Source organism: Rothia sp. ZJ1223 (genome assembly GCF_016900985.1).
GTDB lineage: Bacteria > Actinomycetota > Actinomycetes > Actinomycetales > Micrococcaceae > Rothia.
In genome coordinates this window covers 449,926-464,463 of the sequence record NZ_JAFEUT010000001.1, presented here as the reverse complement: position 1 = coordinate 464,463, position 14,538 = coordinate 449,926, and the positions used below count along the sequence as shown (strand labels likewise).

Genomic DNA, 14,538 nt, shown 5'->3' with positions numbered 1-14,538 from the left:
TAAAACCCTATAAACTAAGGGTAAAGAACACAACGATACGAGGAATAACACATGAGCGCTTACGGCAATCGCCTGGTCATTGCGATGGACGGCCCCTCGGGCTCTGGTAAATCATCAGTGGCTAAAGCTGTGGCACAGCACTACAATCTTGCCTACCTTGATACCGGTGCTATGTACCGCGCCCTCACCTGGTACTGCCTCGCTCAAAAGGTAGACCTTGAAGATGAGGCAGCGGTTGCCGAAGCGGCACAGAACTTTCCCCTATCGCAGGGCACTACTCCCGATGCTGAGATTATCGAGGTAGACGGTGTAGATGTTGTCGATGCCATTCGCGAGCCTGTTATTTCAGAGAATGTATCGGCGGTGGCATCCAAGCGAGCAGTACGCGATATTTTGATTCGTATGCAGCGCGATGCCATGAAGAACTCCGGCTACCGTATGGTGGCTGAGGGGCGCGACATCACTACCGTAGTGGCACCCGATGCGGATGCGCGTATTCTGCTTACCGCCTCAGAAGAGGTTCGGTTGGCTCGCCGCGGACTGCAGTTGGGCGGCACTCAGAGCACCCAGCAGCTCTCGGCGCAGGTATCAGCCCGCGACGCTAAGGATTCTAAGGTCAATAACTTCACCGAGGCAGCACCCGGAGTGACCCTTATCGACTCCTCAGATTTGAATTTTGAAGAGACCATTGCAGCGGTGATCGCAGCGGTCGAAGAGGCACGCGGCGCCTAAAGAACTGCGTCCGTACCTCACACTCACTTAGATAAAGACCTCCGCGTTTTTACAAAAGCACAGTTAGAAAGAAGGCACTTAGAAAAATGAGTACCGATAACTACGAAGATAAGTTTCTTGGTGGCGGCGATGACGATGTTACCGAGCGTCTAGCCGAAATTGATGAAGAAACTGCCAACCAGCGAGCAGAGGCCCTGCGTGCTGGTCTGGAAGATTATGAGCTTGATGAAGAAGACCGCTTGCTGCTCAAGAGCTGGGGCTTTGGCGCTGAAGAAGAGGACGATGACCTCGCTAACCCCGTAGTGGCTATTGTGGGTCGCCCCAACGTCGGTAAATCAACCATCATTAACCGTATTTTGGGTCGCCGTGAAGCTGTGGTTGAAGACAAGCCGGGTGTTACCCGCGACCGCGTCTCCTACAAGGCAGAGCACTCTGGCAAAGACTTCACCCTGGTTGATACCGGTGGCTGGGAGGCTGATGCAAAGGGCATCGACGCTCAGGTCGCAACTCAGGCTGAAATCGCTGTGGCTGGCGCTGACGTGGTACTGCTGGTTGTCGATGCCATGGTCGGTATTACCGCAACTGATGAGGCAATCGTGCGTATGCTGCGCCGCGAAGACAAGCCCATCATCCTGATCGCTAACAAGATCGACGATGGTCACCAAGAGCCCGAAATCGCGAGCCTGTGGTCACTGGGTATGGGTGAGCCTTTCCCCGTATCAGGTTTGCACGGTCGCGGTCTTGCTGACATGTTGGACGCGATGCTCAAAGTTCTGCCGGAGCACTCCCAGTTCGCTGCCCCCGAGGTGCGCGGCGGCCCCCGTCGTGTTGCTCTCATCGGTCGCCCCAACGTCGGTAAGTCATCACTACTGAACAAGATTGCCGGCGAAGAACGTGCCGTTGTTAACGATCTGGCGGGTACCACCCGTGACCCCGTGGACGAAATCGTTCACTTGGGTGATCGCCCCTGGCGTTTTGTGGATACCGCGGGTATCCGCCGCCGCGTGCATATGGCAAAGGGCGCTGACTTCTATGCGTCCTTGCGTACCCAGACCGCTATTGAGCGCGCCGAGGTAGCTGTGGTGCTGCTCGATGTTTCTGAGCCGATTTCTGAGCAGGACGTTCGCATCATTCAGATGGCAATTGATTCGGGTCGTGCGATGGTGCTTGCTTATAACAAGTGGGACACCCTCGATGAGGATCGCCGTGAACTACTGGAACGTGAAATCGACCGCGACCTGGCGCACGTAGCGTGGGCACCGCGCGTCAACATCTCTGCGAAGACCGGTTGGCACAAAGATAAGCTGGTACCGGCTCTGGAACACTCCCTGGAGTCATGGGATTCACGTATTCCCACCGGTCGTTTGAATGCCTTCTTGGGTGAGATCGTTGCTGCCCACCCGCACCCCGTCCGCGGTGGTAAGCAGCCCCGTATTCTCTTTGGTACCCAGGTGTCATCGCGTCCGCCCAAGTTTGTTCTGTTCACCACCGGGTTCTTGGATCCGGGGTACCGCCGTTTCATCACCCGCCGTTTGCGCGAGACTTTCGACTTCACCGGTACTCCGATTGAAGTCACCATGCGCGTGCGTGAACGCCGCTCACTGGGGGAGCGCCAGTCCGGTAAATCTGGTGGTAAGCGCTCATCTCGCTAGTGGCTTGCTGCGGTAGCTACCGTGTGAGGTGAAAGCCCGCGTCCGACCGGTTGGTACAGGTGCGGACGCGGGCTTTTTACTGTCTCTGCATAGGCAGAGATGCAGAGCTCTGGAGGGGCGTCAACCCTAAACCAGAGTAAATGTGATGCAGAACGCGCCTGAAAACCTCAAAAAAGCGAATTTTGATTTGCGAAGCTGTTTTAAGGTGAGTATAGTGGTATGAGTGCTCAGGGGTTAGCCCACTGGGAGAAACACAATCGGGTTGTGGCGCAGCTTGGTAGCGCACTTGACTGGGGGTCAAGGGGTCGCAGGTTCAAATCCTGTCAACCCGACAAATAAAGCCCATCCCACTAGGATAAACACCTAGTCGGGAGGGGCTTTTTTAGTACCCAAAAAAGACCTCACCCGCCATTTACCTGCCACTTTCAAAACAAACCTACAGCGCAACCACTCCCAAAACCTGACGAAAATCAACCACAGCTTCGCGCTGCACATAGTACCGGCGCGTAATTTCAGGTGACGAGTGTCCCAGCGCCTTACCTACCGCGTCCATACCCTCAGCCCTTTCAATAAACGTCGCCACCGCCTTACGGTAGTCCGAGAATTTCACGCCCTCAAACCTTCTCACAGCGGCTTGCCGCTATATGCGCCGCAGATTCGAATCTGAGATGAAACCGCCGGTGCGCGTATGAAAGACCGGGGCACCCGGCATGGACTCCACAAACCGGCGCGTGAGCACCGCCAGCACAAACGGCTGGCACAGCCAGCCCGCGTAGAGGAAGCCTCCACCTAAAGAAGGTAATCTTAACCGAAACTACTTAGTTTTGGTGGGTACAGAGAGAAAAAGACTGCTCCCCGAGCTGAACCAGATAGTTGAGGGATCGGGGAAGCAGTCTTTACTTATCTCTGCATCCTTCAGCAACTTAAACTAAGCCACTGAGAACACATCTCGTTTTAGAACTCGTTGAGTACGTTGTCACTGTAGCGGTAGATAAAAGCTGCCATCGCGGCGCGTTCAATAGGCTGGTAGGGGCGGTAAGTGCCGTCTGCCCAGCCGGTAGTAATGCCCTGCGCACGCAACCATGAAATTTCCTTGTAGAAGGGTGCGCGCTCGGGTAGGTCAACGAACGATGAGTTCACCGGCGCAACGTAGAGGGGGCTGCCCGTGCAGCGGTAGAAGAAAGCCGCCATGGAGTTACGGTTCACGGGAGCGTCCGGGCGGAAGGTACCTTCGCCCCAACCGGTAGTAATGCCCTGAGCGTAGAACCACTCAATCTCTGTGTAGAACTGGTGATCTACAGGCACATCACTGAAGCTGGGGGTTGCTGGTGCATCAAACTTCGGTGAACCCGCCAGACGGTAGAAGAACGCCGCCATCGTAGCGCGGTCTACACCCATAACAGGGCGGAAGGTGCCGTCTGCCCAGCCGGCGGTGATGCCACGCTGAGCCAGCCACATAATCTCGGTGTAGAACTGATCGCCCTCAACAACGTCGGTGAAAACTAGCGGTGCAGGGTTTTCTTTAGAGAGGTTGAAACCAGCAATCAGCGGGTCGTGATCAGAGGAACGGTAAGCATTAGGGGCGTAAAGGTTGGTGACGTTGTTGTTGAAACGTGAGTATTCCAAACCGATAGATTCTACCGAGTTGATGTTCCAGACATCGGCGTCAGTGAAGTTATCAATGAAATCACCGGATGCCAGGACGTGATCGAGTGAGCCGGTACGTCCACCGTAGAGGTAGGTATGCCCCGCATCAAAGGTAGTGTCAAGGCTAACGTAGCCTGCCTTATAAAGTACCTGCATGGGATCTTCTTGCGTATAGGCGTTGAAATCCCCAAGCAGTACCACGTTCTGGGTCTTGTGTTTGGCTTCTTGCGCCTCCGCGAACTTCACGAGATCGGTTGCCTGAGCAACGCGGGAGGCATTAGAAGCACCCTGCCCGTCACCCGAGTCAGCATTGACGCCAGAACCTGATCCCTTTGACTTGAAATGATTGACGATAGCAACGAAAATCTCGTCATTATCATCAGCAGTTGACGCCTTAAAAGCCTGAGCAAGAGGCTTGCGAGCATTGTTAAAGGCTGCGGTGTCTGTGAGAATTTCAGATTCACCCACCGGGGTCGCCTCAGTAGGCTGGTAGATAAAAGCGGTGCGGATGACGTCCTCAGATGAAGGTAGCTTCTCAGGCGAAGCAACTGCTGCCCACTTCTCGCTACCCGCAGCGGCGTTGAGAGCTGCCACCAAAGTATTCAGCGCCTCATCACGGTCCTTGCCAAAAACAGCTGAGTTTTCGATTTCTTCTAGGGAAATTACCGAAGCATCAAGGGTATTGATTGCGGCTACAATTTTTGCCTGCTGACGCTCAAAGTTCTCCTGGTTTGCAGCACCGCGGGCATCGCAACCACCCGAGACAGTAATCGGGTTCTTCTCGCGGTCAGTGTAGTACTTGCAACCGGTCAGCTCATCACCGGTGGTTGAAAAGTAGTTGAGAACGTTGAAGCTAGAAATGCTTAACTCCCCGCCCACAGCATCGGGGGCAGCTTCACGGGTATTAGTCCAGCTCACCGGCAAGTCACTGTCAGCGGTTTTCCCGCTCACCGGGGCAGTGGGCTGCAAGGTCCATGCGCCAAAGCTGAAACTCATAATGACGGGCTTGGCGAAAGTGGCGGACGCACCCACCCGCAAGGGGGTCGCGGTGCCAATGTAGGGAACAGGGGTTGAGGAACCACCTCGGGTGTAATCCGCGGTAGAACCATCATCAAGAACGTAAGCCTTAGCCTTATTTGCTGCCTCGTACTCAATAGCAGCAGCGCCGGGAGCCACCACATCGGTTGCCGTGCGCAAGGGCTTCTCACCGTTTACTAAAGAGAAAGAACCGTAGCGGTTAGCGCCGTAATTATCGGTGACAGTAATAGACCCGGTAGGCTGTACCAGCATGCCCTCAAGGGCTTCGCGGGCGCTCGCGTCCTCGGGGAGTACCCCGGTGATAGCCGGTAGGCTGTGACCACTGCTGAGAATGGTGAGCCCACCGTTTTTCACAGAAATTTGCGTTTGCCCCTTGTATTCCGAGACGGTGCCGGTGACGGTCACTAAATCGCCGTGGGTTACAGATGAGGCGGTATCGGGAGAGTAAATGAATACGCCGTCAGACGCGCCGGGAGTGAAATCCAGTGATGCTGAACCTTCAGTCTGAATGAAGTAGCCGTTGAGACCGCCCGTTGCGTAGACCGCGGTAACAATGCCGGTGGTTGTTACTTCTTTGGATGCGACGGGGCTTGTTTCGCCGGTTCCTTGAATCTCTGCGATAGTAAGAGTTTCTGCGGCAAAAGCGGTGGGTACGGTTGCCAGAGTGGAGGTACCCACAAAGGTAGCTGAAACGAGGGCTGTTACCGAGATGAAACGGCGCCAGCGGGGTGTGTAACTCATAGTCTTCTTTCGTGAAGGTAGTGAGGTGCGGTCAAAGCGGTTCCAAAATCTCAGTATAGAAGTGTGGGTGTGAGATAAGCGATAAACAGAGCTGATGTTTTGTGGAAAGTCACCGAAGTTTCACCAACTCCGCTGCTTGAACCGACGAGTGCTTGGGGAATGAATAGTGGCTATGGCGAAAATCTTCAAGGGAGGTTTTTCTCATAGGAGACTCCGGCGGCTACCGTGGCTGAGCAGGGTCTCATGATGTACTTAGTCACTCTGCTTTGTAAGCGGGTTCATAAGATAAAAATCGAATCATGCACAATCTCACGCCATGTGGTTTTATTTTGCTTTTGTGACACCAAAATAGTTCATTTTTACTGGCATCTCACCCTGATACGGGGAAACCTGCGTTGGCTTATATAGATACAATGGCAGGGCTTCACTTCTGAAACCCTGCCATTGCTTTACCCCTGTTTGAGACTTCACGAAAGGCGCACCCCATGTCAATGCACGATATAGACCCCACCATGAATCCGCAAGAGTTCTGGGAGCAACGCTACGGCACTTCTGATCGCATATGGTCGGGCAATGCTAACGCGGTTCTCGAAAAAGTTGCGGCTTCTCTACCTGCAGGACGCGCCCTTGACCTTGGCTCGGGTGAAGGCGGGGACGTGCTGTGGTTAGCTACACAGGGCTGGCACGCCACCGGGCTTGAACTCTCGGCAACAGCGGTGAGCAGAGCGCACGAAGCCGCTCAGCGCAACGGGTTGGCAGATCGAATCGAGTTTCTCATTACTGATTTGAGCATCTGGCAACCCAGTAAACACTACGATTTGGTGAGTGCGTCCTTTCTGCAATCACCGGTAGCACTTGACCGCGCAGAGATTCTTCAGCGCGCCACTCAGGCTGTAGCCGTGGGCGGTCACCTGCTGATTACCGCCCATGCCGCCCCGCCCTCTGGGGTCGAAAAAGACTTCGATCGGGCGATGTTCCCGCAACCTCAAGACGATCTTGCCGCTCTCGAACTGGCTCCTGATGAATGGCAGGTCATCACCGCCGATATCTGGACGCGGCAAGGCACCCACCACGGCAACCCTGAACCCATGACCTTCGAAGACAGCGTGGTGCTCGTCAAGAGGTTGGCGTAAAGAACGATATACAGTAAAGACCCCGATTCCCTACAATAGGGGAACGAGGTCTTTATCTGTGTGTTGCGATTCTGACAGGTAAATTTACTGGGGAATGAATTCAGTGGCGTTAGCTGAGAGCTGCTGAGAACCGTTGGTGCAGGTCACGTAGGTGGGATCAACGACGCAGGCGCTACCGAATGCTGAGATGCTCTGACCCGGTGAGAGGGTCGTACCATCATAGTAGGGGGTGGATCCGGGATTGCCACCACCGCTTCCTATGACTGGAATGCCTTGCTTACTGTGCCCAAAGAACTGTATGACGCCCTTCATCGGATCATCTAGGTTGGGGCGCTCGCAATCTACGCCAAAATCACCAATGTGGCAGCCAATACCTTGAGCCCTGAAATAGACATCGCCACGGCTAGTGTAGTAACTCTCAGCCGCCAAAGGTGTACCGCCCAGGGGGTAAACAGTCATTGCCTCTAGCCTGTTGCCCTTGCCAGTACACGAGACGGTACGACCATTGATTTTGGTGTCTTCGGGGGTGTAGGAGCGACAGGTGTAATCGCCAATAGTAACGGGGGCAATGCCGCCTTGAAACTGGGCGTTAAAGTCAGCGAAGGTCTGCTGTACTTCGTTACAGGGTGCGCTGCCTTCAGCGAGGACGAGGGTGGTGCGCCCGGTGTTGCTGGGGCCGCAGCTGGTGCCTGCGGTAACGGAGGGTGCCGGCGGGTTAACCGCTTTGACTGGAGTTTCAGCGGGGCTTTGCTCTACAACAGTGGGTGAGGGTGATTCAGCTGGAACTGAAGACGGGGTGGGCTTGGCGGAACTGCTGCTAGCTGTCGCGCTGGGCAAAGGCGGAAGCGTTGGGCGAAACTGACTGGGTAGTGGGTGCAGGTACATCAGATTCTGATGAGCACGCAGCTAAAAACAGAATGGATGCGCTGGCAATCAGTGACTGCATGGCTAGTGGGTTTGTTTCGATGTAGGCGTGTTCGAGAGCGCGTTCACGAGTCTGGCGTTTGTAGCTGCCGTTTTTGCGGTTAGCGCATAGTGGCTTTGCCGGTAGCCAGTGTTGGGGGAAGATGTCCTCGAAGCTCATGGGTTTAGTCAAGCATGGTGGGGGCTGTCCCAGGTTGATTTATCCCGGCATGTCCCAAGTACGAAATTATTTAATCAGGTAGTTACCCTAGATTCGCGGAACTTCCTGCCCCCAGCCCCACCCACCCAGTGACCCCAGCAATCTGACCTACAAAGCGATTCCCACCAGTCGTATGAAGACAAGATTCAAGAGCAGGTGCGCTGTGCTGTGCAGTCTTTGAGTCAACCCTCAAAAGTTCCCCGGTTGTGGAACAACTGGCGCTGATGCTCTCACCATGGCGCGAACGAGTAGACCAAGGCGCCGACTCGCTGATAGGTGCTTTCTTTGATGATTTAGAAATGACCTTCCAAGAACTACGGGGTAGACCTTGAAGAACTCGCATGGAAAGGGGTGCTGGTGGGAAAGTGCCCGCGTCCTACTGCGCATAAGGTTCTCAAAGCACAAGAGCAAAACCCCTAACCCCTAGTAGCTCTTGTTCGGTTGCGCTACAGGCGACGCATTCACCCGTGCAAAAACCCGGCTGTGCCCCCCTTTGTTCGTTCCTCACGGGTTCACGCCGGTTTTTTGCACAGGTGCACTGGTCTTGTGTGCGTAACCGCGAAAAGTTTTTCGGACTAGAAATCGGCAGCGCGTTTCACGTTTTTTGTTCGCAAGCTCTTGGGGTTTGGCTGCCGTTTTTCTGTCACGCCTCATGCATTGAATGACTTAGGAAGTTCTATTATGAGTTATTCATAATAAAAGAATCGTCATGACGAAATAAAATAACGCCTATGACAACACCATCTACTCCAACTGAAGAAGCCCGTACCTGCCCCTACTGCCAGACTGTTTTCTACTATGAAAAAGGTCCCTGCTGCACACCGATTTACTGCACCGATAATTGCCGAAAGTACGCAGCAGCCTACCGCAAATACGCCCAAGAAACCAACACTCCCGTCCGCCTGATACACGCGAGCCCAGTAGAAATTACCCCTGAACCTACCCTCGTCATCCGCTACATCAAACCCAGTAAAGAGCAGATGAAAGACTATCTTGGCTCTAACCCTGCCACCACGATTCCTCACCTGTTGAAGGAATTGGGGTTTTGCCTCAATGACCGCAAAATCCCCCGTGTCGAACGGGTTGAGATAGCTCAAACGTTGGGGCGGGTGCTGGTTCAGCTTGCCCAAGCCGAGTACAGACCGGTCAATTGGGGAGAGCGCTAGCGTACCGATAGAAACGGAGATGTCACCGCAGGACTATGTGCATCTAGCGCAGGTTCTGGGTTCTTTTGAGCAGATTGCTGCCTGGGTACAGGCGAACCGGGAGTACACCGAGTATGAGCAGATGGTGGCTGTGGGTCGGCAGGTGCGTAAGGCGCGTAAGGAGATCGCTGGTGAAGTCGAAGGATTGCGGAAGAAGGTTGCTGGGTTAGAGGAGCGGTATGTGCAGGCGCGGGCTAGGAGTTTGGGGGTTGCCCATGGTGCGCGTGGTTTGCCTGAGCGTGTGGCTGAGTTGGAGGCTTTGGTGGGTCAGTGGCAGGTGCGGGCTGGTGAATGGGAGCAGGTGACCAAGATGGAGCGGGCTAGGTGTGTTGAGGAGGTGGCGCGGGTGAGGGTTGAGGTGTTGGGTGGTGGTTCTGCGTTTTTTTAGGGGCGTGTAGTTGGGTGGTGCTCCGTCAGGGCTCGGCGGGGTGGTTTGGGTGTGGGTTAGGTGGTGTTGCTGCCTAGCACCCTGACGGAAAATATTACACAGGTCTGTTTGGTGGGTCTGGCTAGGTGTTTTGCTGGTTTTGTTATTGAATTGTGATGTAGTAAGTTGACTTACTTGAAGTGTGTGTGATTGGGTTTAAGTGTCGCCAATCACCAGGGTGAAGATACTCTGGGACGAAAGGACGAACAGTGACCCTCGTCAGGAAAATTTCAACTGGAGCTACTATCGCTCTACTAGCTTGCAGTTCATTGTCTACAACCGCTTTTGCTTCTGAGCCTGCGCAAGGAGCGAATGACTTAACAACATGCTCTACTCAATCAACTGAACATAAGACCTCAATGGTCTTGCTGAGTGGAGAAAAGGCAGATAAATACACCGCTATTACAAAATCAAAGATTGATAGCGGAGAGATTATTAGCAACGCTTCAGTAGTTCTTGGAGAAGCAAAGGTATATGAGGTAAACACCGATGGAAAAATCGGTCACTCTATTACTTTTAAAATTGATGGAGAATACAACTATCTAAGTAACTTTACAGTTCTCCTGGGAAACAATGATGAAGTTTTAGACTACTCAGAAACCCAAATTGGTTTGGGCGAAGATAGCAACTTCAAAATTGTGCAATACCAAAATGGAAATTTTGTAAGCAGCGAAGAAACTACTGTTCCTTACATGACAGATGAAGAGCTGAGATCAGAAAATCACCGAACCAGGGCTACTGCAGAAACGCAGGGAGCAGGCGGCACAGTAGCGTGTGTAGCTAGTGTTCTGGGTGTATCTGGAGCTGTTGGATACCTGATTGTAGGTGCGTGTTCAGGCGCCTGTGCGGCATCCGCAACGGGTGTTGGAGCTGGCATTTGTATTGCTTGTATTGGAGCTTATGCAACTGTTGGTGGAGCCTCAGATACAGCTGTAGCTTCTTATTTCAAGTAGGTCGTTATGAAAAAAGAAATTTTACTTCCTGTAATGATTTTTTCGGCAGGCATTTGGGGGGGGTGTTGCTATTTTCCTGATTCCATCAGTGTTACGTGGAGAAGGAAATCTGTGGATTTTATCAGCATCTCTGATAGCAAGTATCTCTCTGGCTGTATTCTCTAAAAAGATTAGAGCACACTAAATTGTACTATTTGACTCCCCCATATTCCTTGAGTGGGGTAGGGGGGAGTTAAGCGTGTGTATTTTCGGAGCGGATGCCGGAAGTGTATATAACTAATTTATTTTTTCATATTCTTGAACATAACGTCCTACAGTACTCTTAGAAATTTCTAATTTCTCCGCGATAGCTCGCACGCTTAAGCCTTCTGTGCGTAACTGCGCTACCTGTTCACGCTTGGTGTTTGCACGGGCTAGGTATTGTTCTCTAGGTTCAGCCATAAGGCGTTGAACTGTGCGAGTAGTTACCCCTAAACGTTCTGCGGCTTCTCTGGCGGTAAATTTCCGGCGAACAGGCTTAAAAGCGCTCACTATTCATCACCTCTAGCACCTCTAAACGTTCATTCATTTTCTTTTTACGACCCTCTGCTAGACTCTTCGCCCAGCGTTTGCGGTTTGCTTGTGTCTGCTCAGGTGTAATCGTGCCCCATACCCAGCGCGCAATGGATTTAGCAATCTGGGATACCTCAGCTTCACTCATCGGACCACGTGAGAACTCATCAGCAATCACAGAGGCGTTCTTCATCGAGGCAAAGGCGTAGACGGTTTCTGACCATTCGGTGAAGTCCGTGTACCGCAGGCGTGCTCTGTACGCCCATTGTCGTGTGAGGTTGAACAGGGCGACGTTACGTCCCACGGTGGAGTCTAGAACCGTCTGTGCTTGCCTGTGAGGCGCTGGGAGGGCTCCGACGTCTCCCTAGAGGCCCTTGCGAGGTCTTTTTGAGCCCGTAAAGAGCTTCGGTGTTGCCCCAGAGGGGCATATGAGCCGTGTTGGTGGGGTTTTTGATGATTCTCCCGCCGTAGCTGATAACCCCGCCGAGAATGTCTGTGAGCCCTTGTTTAACGCGTACTAGTAGGTTCACTGGTGCGCGGTGTCCTGCATCGGTGAGGCATACAGGGCTGTTGAGTGCGTAGACGATGTGTCCGGAGCGTGTGTGTGGGTTCATGGCTACCCAGGAGGGCTGAGGTAGTCCGGCGAGGTCTGCGATGATGTCTGCGTCTGCTCCGTCGTGGTCGGTGACGATACCTGCGGCGAAACTGCGGGAAGAGATCACGGGAGAATCCTTCAAGGTAAGTGCGGATGTGTATAAAGCAAGGTTACTGGGTGTACGGTGAGCAGCGCTATATGTGACGTGCGCATGTCCCTGGATAGCTGTCAGTAAGCTACTTAAGCCCGGTCATCGTAGTTGTCACAGAACTTGCCATAGTGAGTACTACAAGATATGTAAGTAACGTCATACCTATTATATTGGGGTTAAGAAGGTTCTGCCTATGTTTCGCAAGCTCGTTCCCTGGTTAGCTGTTCTCGATATTGCGCTGTACCTTTCCATCTTCGTTGTGCCTTACGATATTGTGCGACCCTGGCTGGGTGAAGCTGAAACCTACCCCGGTCTCATGCTGATTTTCGTGGTGCCCCTCATCTCGCTGCTGGGTATTATTACCGCAAGCATCACCCGCCGCTACGGCTACCTTTGGCTCTTTATCCCTCTAGCCTTTGCCTTCCTTTGGACCTGGTGGCTGGGATCAATTATCGAGGGCATTGGGGTAGCGGTCTAGCCCCTCACCTCACTCTGCATAAAGCCTTGAGATACCTCGCCGGTGAGAATCAACCAGGTGGGTGTCGATAACCCCGATAGCCTCCATGAGCGCATAAGCACTGGTGGGGCCAATGAACTTCATGCCCTCTTTCTTCAACGCTTTCGCCAGTGTTGCCGAATGTGCGTCCTGAGTAGGAATATCGGCAAGGACGCGCGGAATCGGCGTGACTTCGGGCTTGAAAGACCACACCAGAGCGGGCAAACCCAGCTCAATCACCAGCGGGTCGCCGCTCACTCGCGGAATCTCAAACCCCTGCACGCTCGCATCAGCGCCAGCGTGCTCGCGTAGGTCAAGGGTTACTTGCGCATTAGAAATAGCTGCCCGAATCTTACCCCGGTGCCTAATAACGCGTGCATCAGCGGCGATACGCTCAACATCGTCCTCGGTAAAGGTTGCAACTACCTCGGGAACAAAGCCGGCAAAGACCTCCCGGAAAGCCTCACGCTTGGCAAGAACCGTGCGCCAGGAAAGCCCCGCCTGAAATCCCTCCAAGCACAGGCGCTCGTAGACGCCGCGCTCATCGGTAACGGGTACACCCCACTCGGTATCGTAATAATGGCGCAGCAGCTCATCAGTGCGCGCCCAGTCAGGCCGCACAAGTTCTTCAGTCATAAGAACGTCCTTCCAGTACACTAGGTGCCACGATTATCTGCTGGCGTTAAGCTCGGGGTTCAAACCGGTTTCTCGCAACGTGAGGTTGAGAGGTTGAATCGCCCCTGCATCAAACCGTGCCCGTTCGAGGGAGTCAGGTAGTGAACCGCTAAGAATCTTGGGAACTCCATGAAACATGAACCTACTGGGACCGCCAAAAAACTAACAAATCCCCAGAAGCTAACAACAAATCTGTCTGTAAAGGGCTGGTTTCTGTTCTCGGTGTTTCCCGCCCTAAAAAATGCTGAGTTGCCAATAGAAAGAGAAACTACCGGAGTGCTAGAGCGTTCCTGCTCTTGGTGCATACCCATAGATACCTGCGGTGAGTAATAGTTCACGAGAGCAACATCGGGAGTGTACTGTTGCGCCCACTGCTTGACCTCACTACCGGGCAGCTGCGGCCAGCTGGGAGCGAAGTCTGGGGAGTAGGCGTCCGCAATTGCCTTTTGCTCCAGCTGCGTTAACCAATCAGGTAGGGGCACCGCTCCGCCTAACTCAGGGGTAGTTTTAGAGTAGCTATAATTACTCCAATGCCACCTGGTAAGGTCATCTCCACCGACTTTTTCTTCCCCATAATGCGGGGGCTGTGTGCAGGTAACCCCGTCGCGGGCATAGACTTGAAACTGGCGCACCCCAAAGACCTGCTGCTTTCGGTGAGCCAGTTGGGTAAATCTACCACGCCTGGCAGAACCTCGTGAGGTTGATGGGCGAGGTCAGAATCGCCCAAGAGGGTATCGTTCACAGCGCTAGAACAGACGCCCTTCTTCTGCGGCGTTGGGTGCTTCTAGATCAAGAAGATACTGCTTGCGTTCTACCCCTCCCGCGTAACCGGTCAGCTTGCCATCTGCTGAGAGAACCCGGTGGCAGGGAATAAAAATAGAAACCTTATTATGACCTACCGCCTGACCCACAGCTTGTGCCGGTGCGCCCGGTCCCACGATTTTAGAAATAGCTCCGTAGGTGGTGGTATAGCCAAAAGGAATATCTTTGAGTGACTCCCAGACCGCCAATTGAAAATCTGTTCCATCGGGAGCTAACGGCACCTCAAAACTCTTGCGTTCTTTCGCAAAATACTCTTCGAGCTCACGCGCTGCCTGCTCCAAAATGGGGTGGCGGCTGGGCTCAACTTTCTCACCCAAGTGGTGTTTTGCCGGAAAATGCGCCTGCCCCGTAAACCACGCCCCAATCAAAGCGTCCTCACGAGCAGCAAGATGCATCTGACCCAGCGGGGTTTCTACCAGTGTATGGTGGACGCGCTCACTCACCTGCCGGTCATTCTCGGCTGAGGTTGCTGAGGGTATTGATGAAGAATCTTGCATACATCTATTCTTTCACGACCTCAGCCAGTGGCGAGTGAAATGGGGCACTGAGGGTTGTTGTTAATTCAACGAGGAAACCCCTGTTCGGTGAGGTAACTA

The 14,538-nt window shown here is 53.4% G+C and carries 18 protein-coding genes and 1 tRNA gene; 8 read left to right on the top strand and 11 right to left on the bottom strand.

What is annotated here, in order from left to right:
* Nucleotides 1-51 precede the first annotated feature (51 nt).
* The 3 genes from cmk (at nt 52) to JTP09_RS02085 (ending at nt 2,716) form a co-directional block, all read left to right on the top strand.
* On the top strand, nt 52-732 hold the full coding sequence (gene cmk, locus JTP09_RS02095; RefSeq protein ID WP_204876465.1) for a (d)CMP kinase: 681 nt from the start codon (nt 52-54) through the stop codon (nt 730-732).
* A gap of 86 nt (nt 733-818) precedes the next feature.
* A complete protein-coding gene (gene der, locus JTP09_RS02090) occupies nt 819-2,384 on the top strand; it encodes a ribosome biogenesis GTPase Der (RefSeq protein ID WP_204876455.1) in 1,566 nt (521 codons plus the stop codon).
* A 258-nt stretch (nt 2,385-2,642) separates the two neighbouring features.
* Nucleotides 2,643-2,716: transfer RNA gene (locus JTP09_RS02085), tRNA-Pro, on the top strand.
* Between the two features lie 104 nt (nt 2,717-2,820).
* Here the strand turns inward: JTP09_RS02085 and JTP09_RS02080 are convergent.
* Nucleotides 2,821-2,994 (bottom strand): hypothetical protein, encoded by a 174-nt coding sequence (locus JTP09_RS02080; RefSeq protein WP_204876454.1) that lies wholly within the window; start codon nt 2,992-2,994, stop codon nt 2,821-2,823.
* 344 nt (nt 2,995-3,338) lie between these two features.
* A complete protein-coding gene (locus JTP09_RS02070; RefSeq protein WP_239478550.1) occupies nt 3,339-5,810 on the bottom strand; it encodes an ExeM/NucH family extracellular endonuclease in 2,472 nt (823 codons plus the stop codon).
* 485 nt (nt 5,811-6,295) lie between these two features.
* On the opposite strand from JTP09_RS02070, the gene JTP09_RS02065 reads away from it, so the two are divergent.
* On the top strand, nt 6,296-6,943 hold the full coding sequence (locus tag JTP09_RS02065; RefSeq protein WP_204876453.1) for a cyclopropane-fatty-acyl-phospholipid synthase family protein: 648 nt from the start codon (nt 6,296-6,298) through the stop codon (nt 6,941-6,943).
* Between the two features lie 84 nt (nt 6,944-7,027).
* On the opposite strand, the gene JTP09_RS02060 is transcribed toward JTP09_RS02065, so the two are convergent.
* On the bottom strand, nt 7,028-7,780 hold the full coding sequence (locus JTP09_RS02060; RefSeq protein ID WP_204876451.1) for a hypothetical protein: 753 nt from the start codon (nt 7,778-7,780) through the stop codon (nt 7,028-7,030).
* A complete protein-coding gene (locus JTP09_RS02055) occupies nt 7,761-8,027 on the bottom strand; it encodes a hypothetical protein (RefSeq protein ID WP_204876449.1) in 267 nt (88 codons plus the stop codon). Before JTP09_RS02055 ends, JTP09_RS02060 begins: the two co-directional genes overlap by 20 nt.
* A gap of 770 nt (nt 8,028-8,797) precedes the next feature.
* Between JTP09_RS02055 and JTP09_RS02050 the strand changes: the two genes are divergently transcribed.
* From JTP09_RS02050 to JTP09_RS02040, 3 genes are all read left to right on the top strand, one after another.
* Nucleotides 8,798-9,232 carry a hypothetical protein gene (locus JTP09_RS02050; protein WP_204876448.1) on the top strand — a complete coding sequence of 145 codons (435 nt, stop codon included), beginning with the start codon at nt 8,798-8,800 and terminating at the stop codon, nt 9,230-9,232.
* 19 nt (nt 9,233-9,251) lie between these two features.
* Nucleotides 9,252-9,659: a hypothetical protein gene (locus JTP09_RS02045; protein ID WP_204876447.1), complete on the top strand. Its 408-nt coding sequence runs from the start codon at nt 9,252-9,254 to the stop codon at nt 9,657-9,659.
* 248 nt (nt 9,660-9,907) lie between these two features.
* Nucleotides 9,908-10,651 (top strand): hypothetical protein, encoded by a 744-nt coding sequence (locus tag JTP09_RS02040; RefSeq protein ID WP_204876446.1) that lies wholly within the window; start codon nt 9,908-9,910, stop codon nt 10,649-10,651.
* 276 nt (nt 10,652-10,927) lie between these two features.
* Here the strand turns inward: JTP09_RS02040 and JTP09_RS10265 are convergent, their stop codons facing one another.
* From JTP09_RS10265 to JTP09_RS02025, 3 genes are read right to left on the bottom strand one after another with little or no spacing between them, the layout of a single operon-like run.
* Nucleotides 10,928-11,182 (bottom strand): helix-turn-helix domain-containing protein, encoded by a 255-nt coding sequence (locus JTP09_RS10265; RefSeq protein WP_204876445.1) that lies wholly within the window; start codon nt 11,180-11,182, stop codon nt 10,928-10,930.
* Nucleotides 11,169-11,507 carry a primase C-terminal domain-containing protein gene (locus JTP09_RS02030; RefSeq protein ID WP_204876444.1) on the bottom strand — a complete coding sequence of 113 codons (339 nt, stop codon included), beginning with the start codon at nt 11,505-11,507 and terminating at the stop codon, nt 11,169-11,171. The genes JTP09_RS10265 and JTP09_RS02030 overlap by 14 nt, the downstream gene beginning before the upstream one ends.
* Nucleotides 11,497-11,925 (bottom strand): replication initiation protein, encoded by a 429-nt coding sequence (locus tag JTP09_RS02025; protein WP_204876439.1) that lies wholly within the window; start codon nt 11,923-11,925, stop codon nt 11,497-11,499. Before JTP09_RS02025 ends, JTP09_RS02030 begins: the two co-directional genes overlap by 11 nt.
* Before the next feature lie 217 nt (nt 11,926-12,142).
* Between JTP09_RS02025 and JTP09_RS02020 the strand changes: the two genes are divergently transcribed.
* Complete coding sequence (locus tag JTP09_RS02020; protein WP_204876436.1) at nt 12,143-12,427, top strand: hypothetical protein; 285 nt, start codon at nt 12,143-12,145, stop codon at nt 12,425-12,427.
* Between the two features lie 9 nt (nt 12,428-12,436).
* Here the strand turns inward: JTP09_RS02020 and JTP09_RS02015 are convergent, their stop codons facing one another.
* The 4 genes from JTP09_RS02015 to JTP09_RS02005 are packed head-to-tail and all read right to left on the bottom strand — an operon-like array spanning nt 12,437 to nt 14,439.
* Nucleotides 12,437-13,081, bottom strand: a complete 645-nt coding sequence (locus JTP09_RS02015; protein ID WP_204876435.1) for a DNA-3-methyladenine glycosylase I — start codon at nt 13,079-13,081, stop codon at nt 12,437-12,439.
* Nucleotides 13,082-13,140: 59 nt separating this feature from the next.
* Nucleotides 13,141-13,602 (bottom strand): alpha-ketoglutarate-dependent dioxygenase AlkB, encoded by a 462-nt coding sequence (locus tag JTP09_RS02010; protein ID WP_370592471.1) that lies wholly within the window; start codon nt 13,600-13,602, stop codon nt 13,141-13,143.
* Between the two features lie 8 nt (nt 13,603-13,610).
* Nucleotides 13,611-13,862, bottom strand: coding sequence for a hypothetical protein (locus tag JTP09_RS10260; protein ID WP_370592470.1), 252 nt, complete (start codon nt 13,860-13,862; stop codon nt 13,611-13,613).
* Nucleotides 13,863-13,866: 4 nt separating this feature from the next.
* Nucleotides 13,867-14,439, bottom strand: a complete 573-nt coding sequence (locus tag JTP09_RS02005; RefSeq protein WP_204876433.1) for a methylated-DNA--[protein]-cysteine S-methyltransferase — start codon at nt 14,437-14,439, stop codon at nt 13,867-13,869.
* Nucleotides 14,440-14,538 lie beyond the last annotated feature (99 nt).

Bases quoted from the DNA above. Each gene is read 5' to 3' on its own strand.
- cmk (WP_204876465.1), top strand. From the start codon at position 52: ATGAGCGCTTACGGCAATCGCCTGGTCATTGCGATGGACGGCCCCTCG.
- der (WP_204876455.1), top strand. From the start codon at position 819: ATGAGTACCGATAACTACGAAGATAAGTTTCTTGGTGGCGGCGATGAC.
- JTP09_RS02070 (WP_239478550.1), bottom strand. From the start codon at position 5,810: ATGAGTTACACACCCCGCTGGCGCCGTTTCATCTCGGTAACAGCCCTC.
- JTP09_RS02065 (WP_204876453.1), top strand. From the start codon at position 6,296: ATGTCAATGCACGATATAGACCCCACCATGAATCCGCAAGAGTTCTGG.
- JTP09_RS02055 (WP_204876449.1), bottom strand. From the start codon at position 8,027: ATGAGCTTCGAGGACATCTTCCCCCAACACTGGCTACCGGCAAAGCCA.
- JTP09_RS02050 (WP_204876448.1), top strand. From the start codon at position 8,798: ATGACAACACCATCTACTCCAACTGAAGAAGCCCGTACCTGCCCCTAC.
- JTP09_RS02045 (WP_204876447.1), top strand. From the start codon at position 9,252: ATGTCACCGCAGGACTATGTGCATCTAGCGCAGGTTCTGGGTTCTTTT.
- JTP09_RS02020 (WP_204876436.1), top strand. From the start codon at position 12,143: ATGTTTCGCAAGCTCGTTCCCTGGTTAGCTGTTCTCGATATTGCGCTG.
- JTP09_RS02015 (WP_204876435.1), bottom strand. From the start codon at position 13,081: ATGACTGAAGAACTTGTGCGGCCTGACTGGGCGCGCACTGATGAGCTG.
- JTP09_RS02005 (WP_204876433.1), bottom strand. From the start codon at position 14,439: ATGCAAGATTCTTCATCAATACCCTCAGCAACCTCAGCCGAGAATGAC.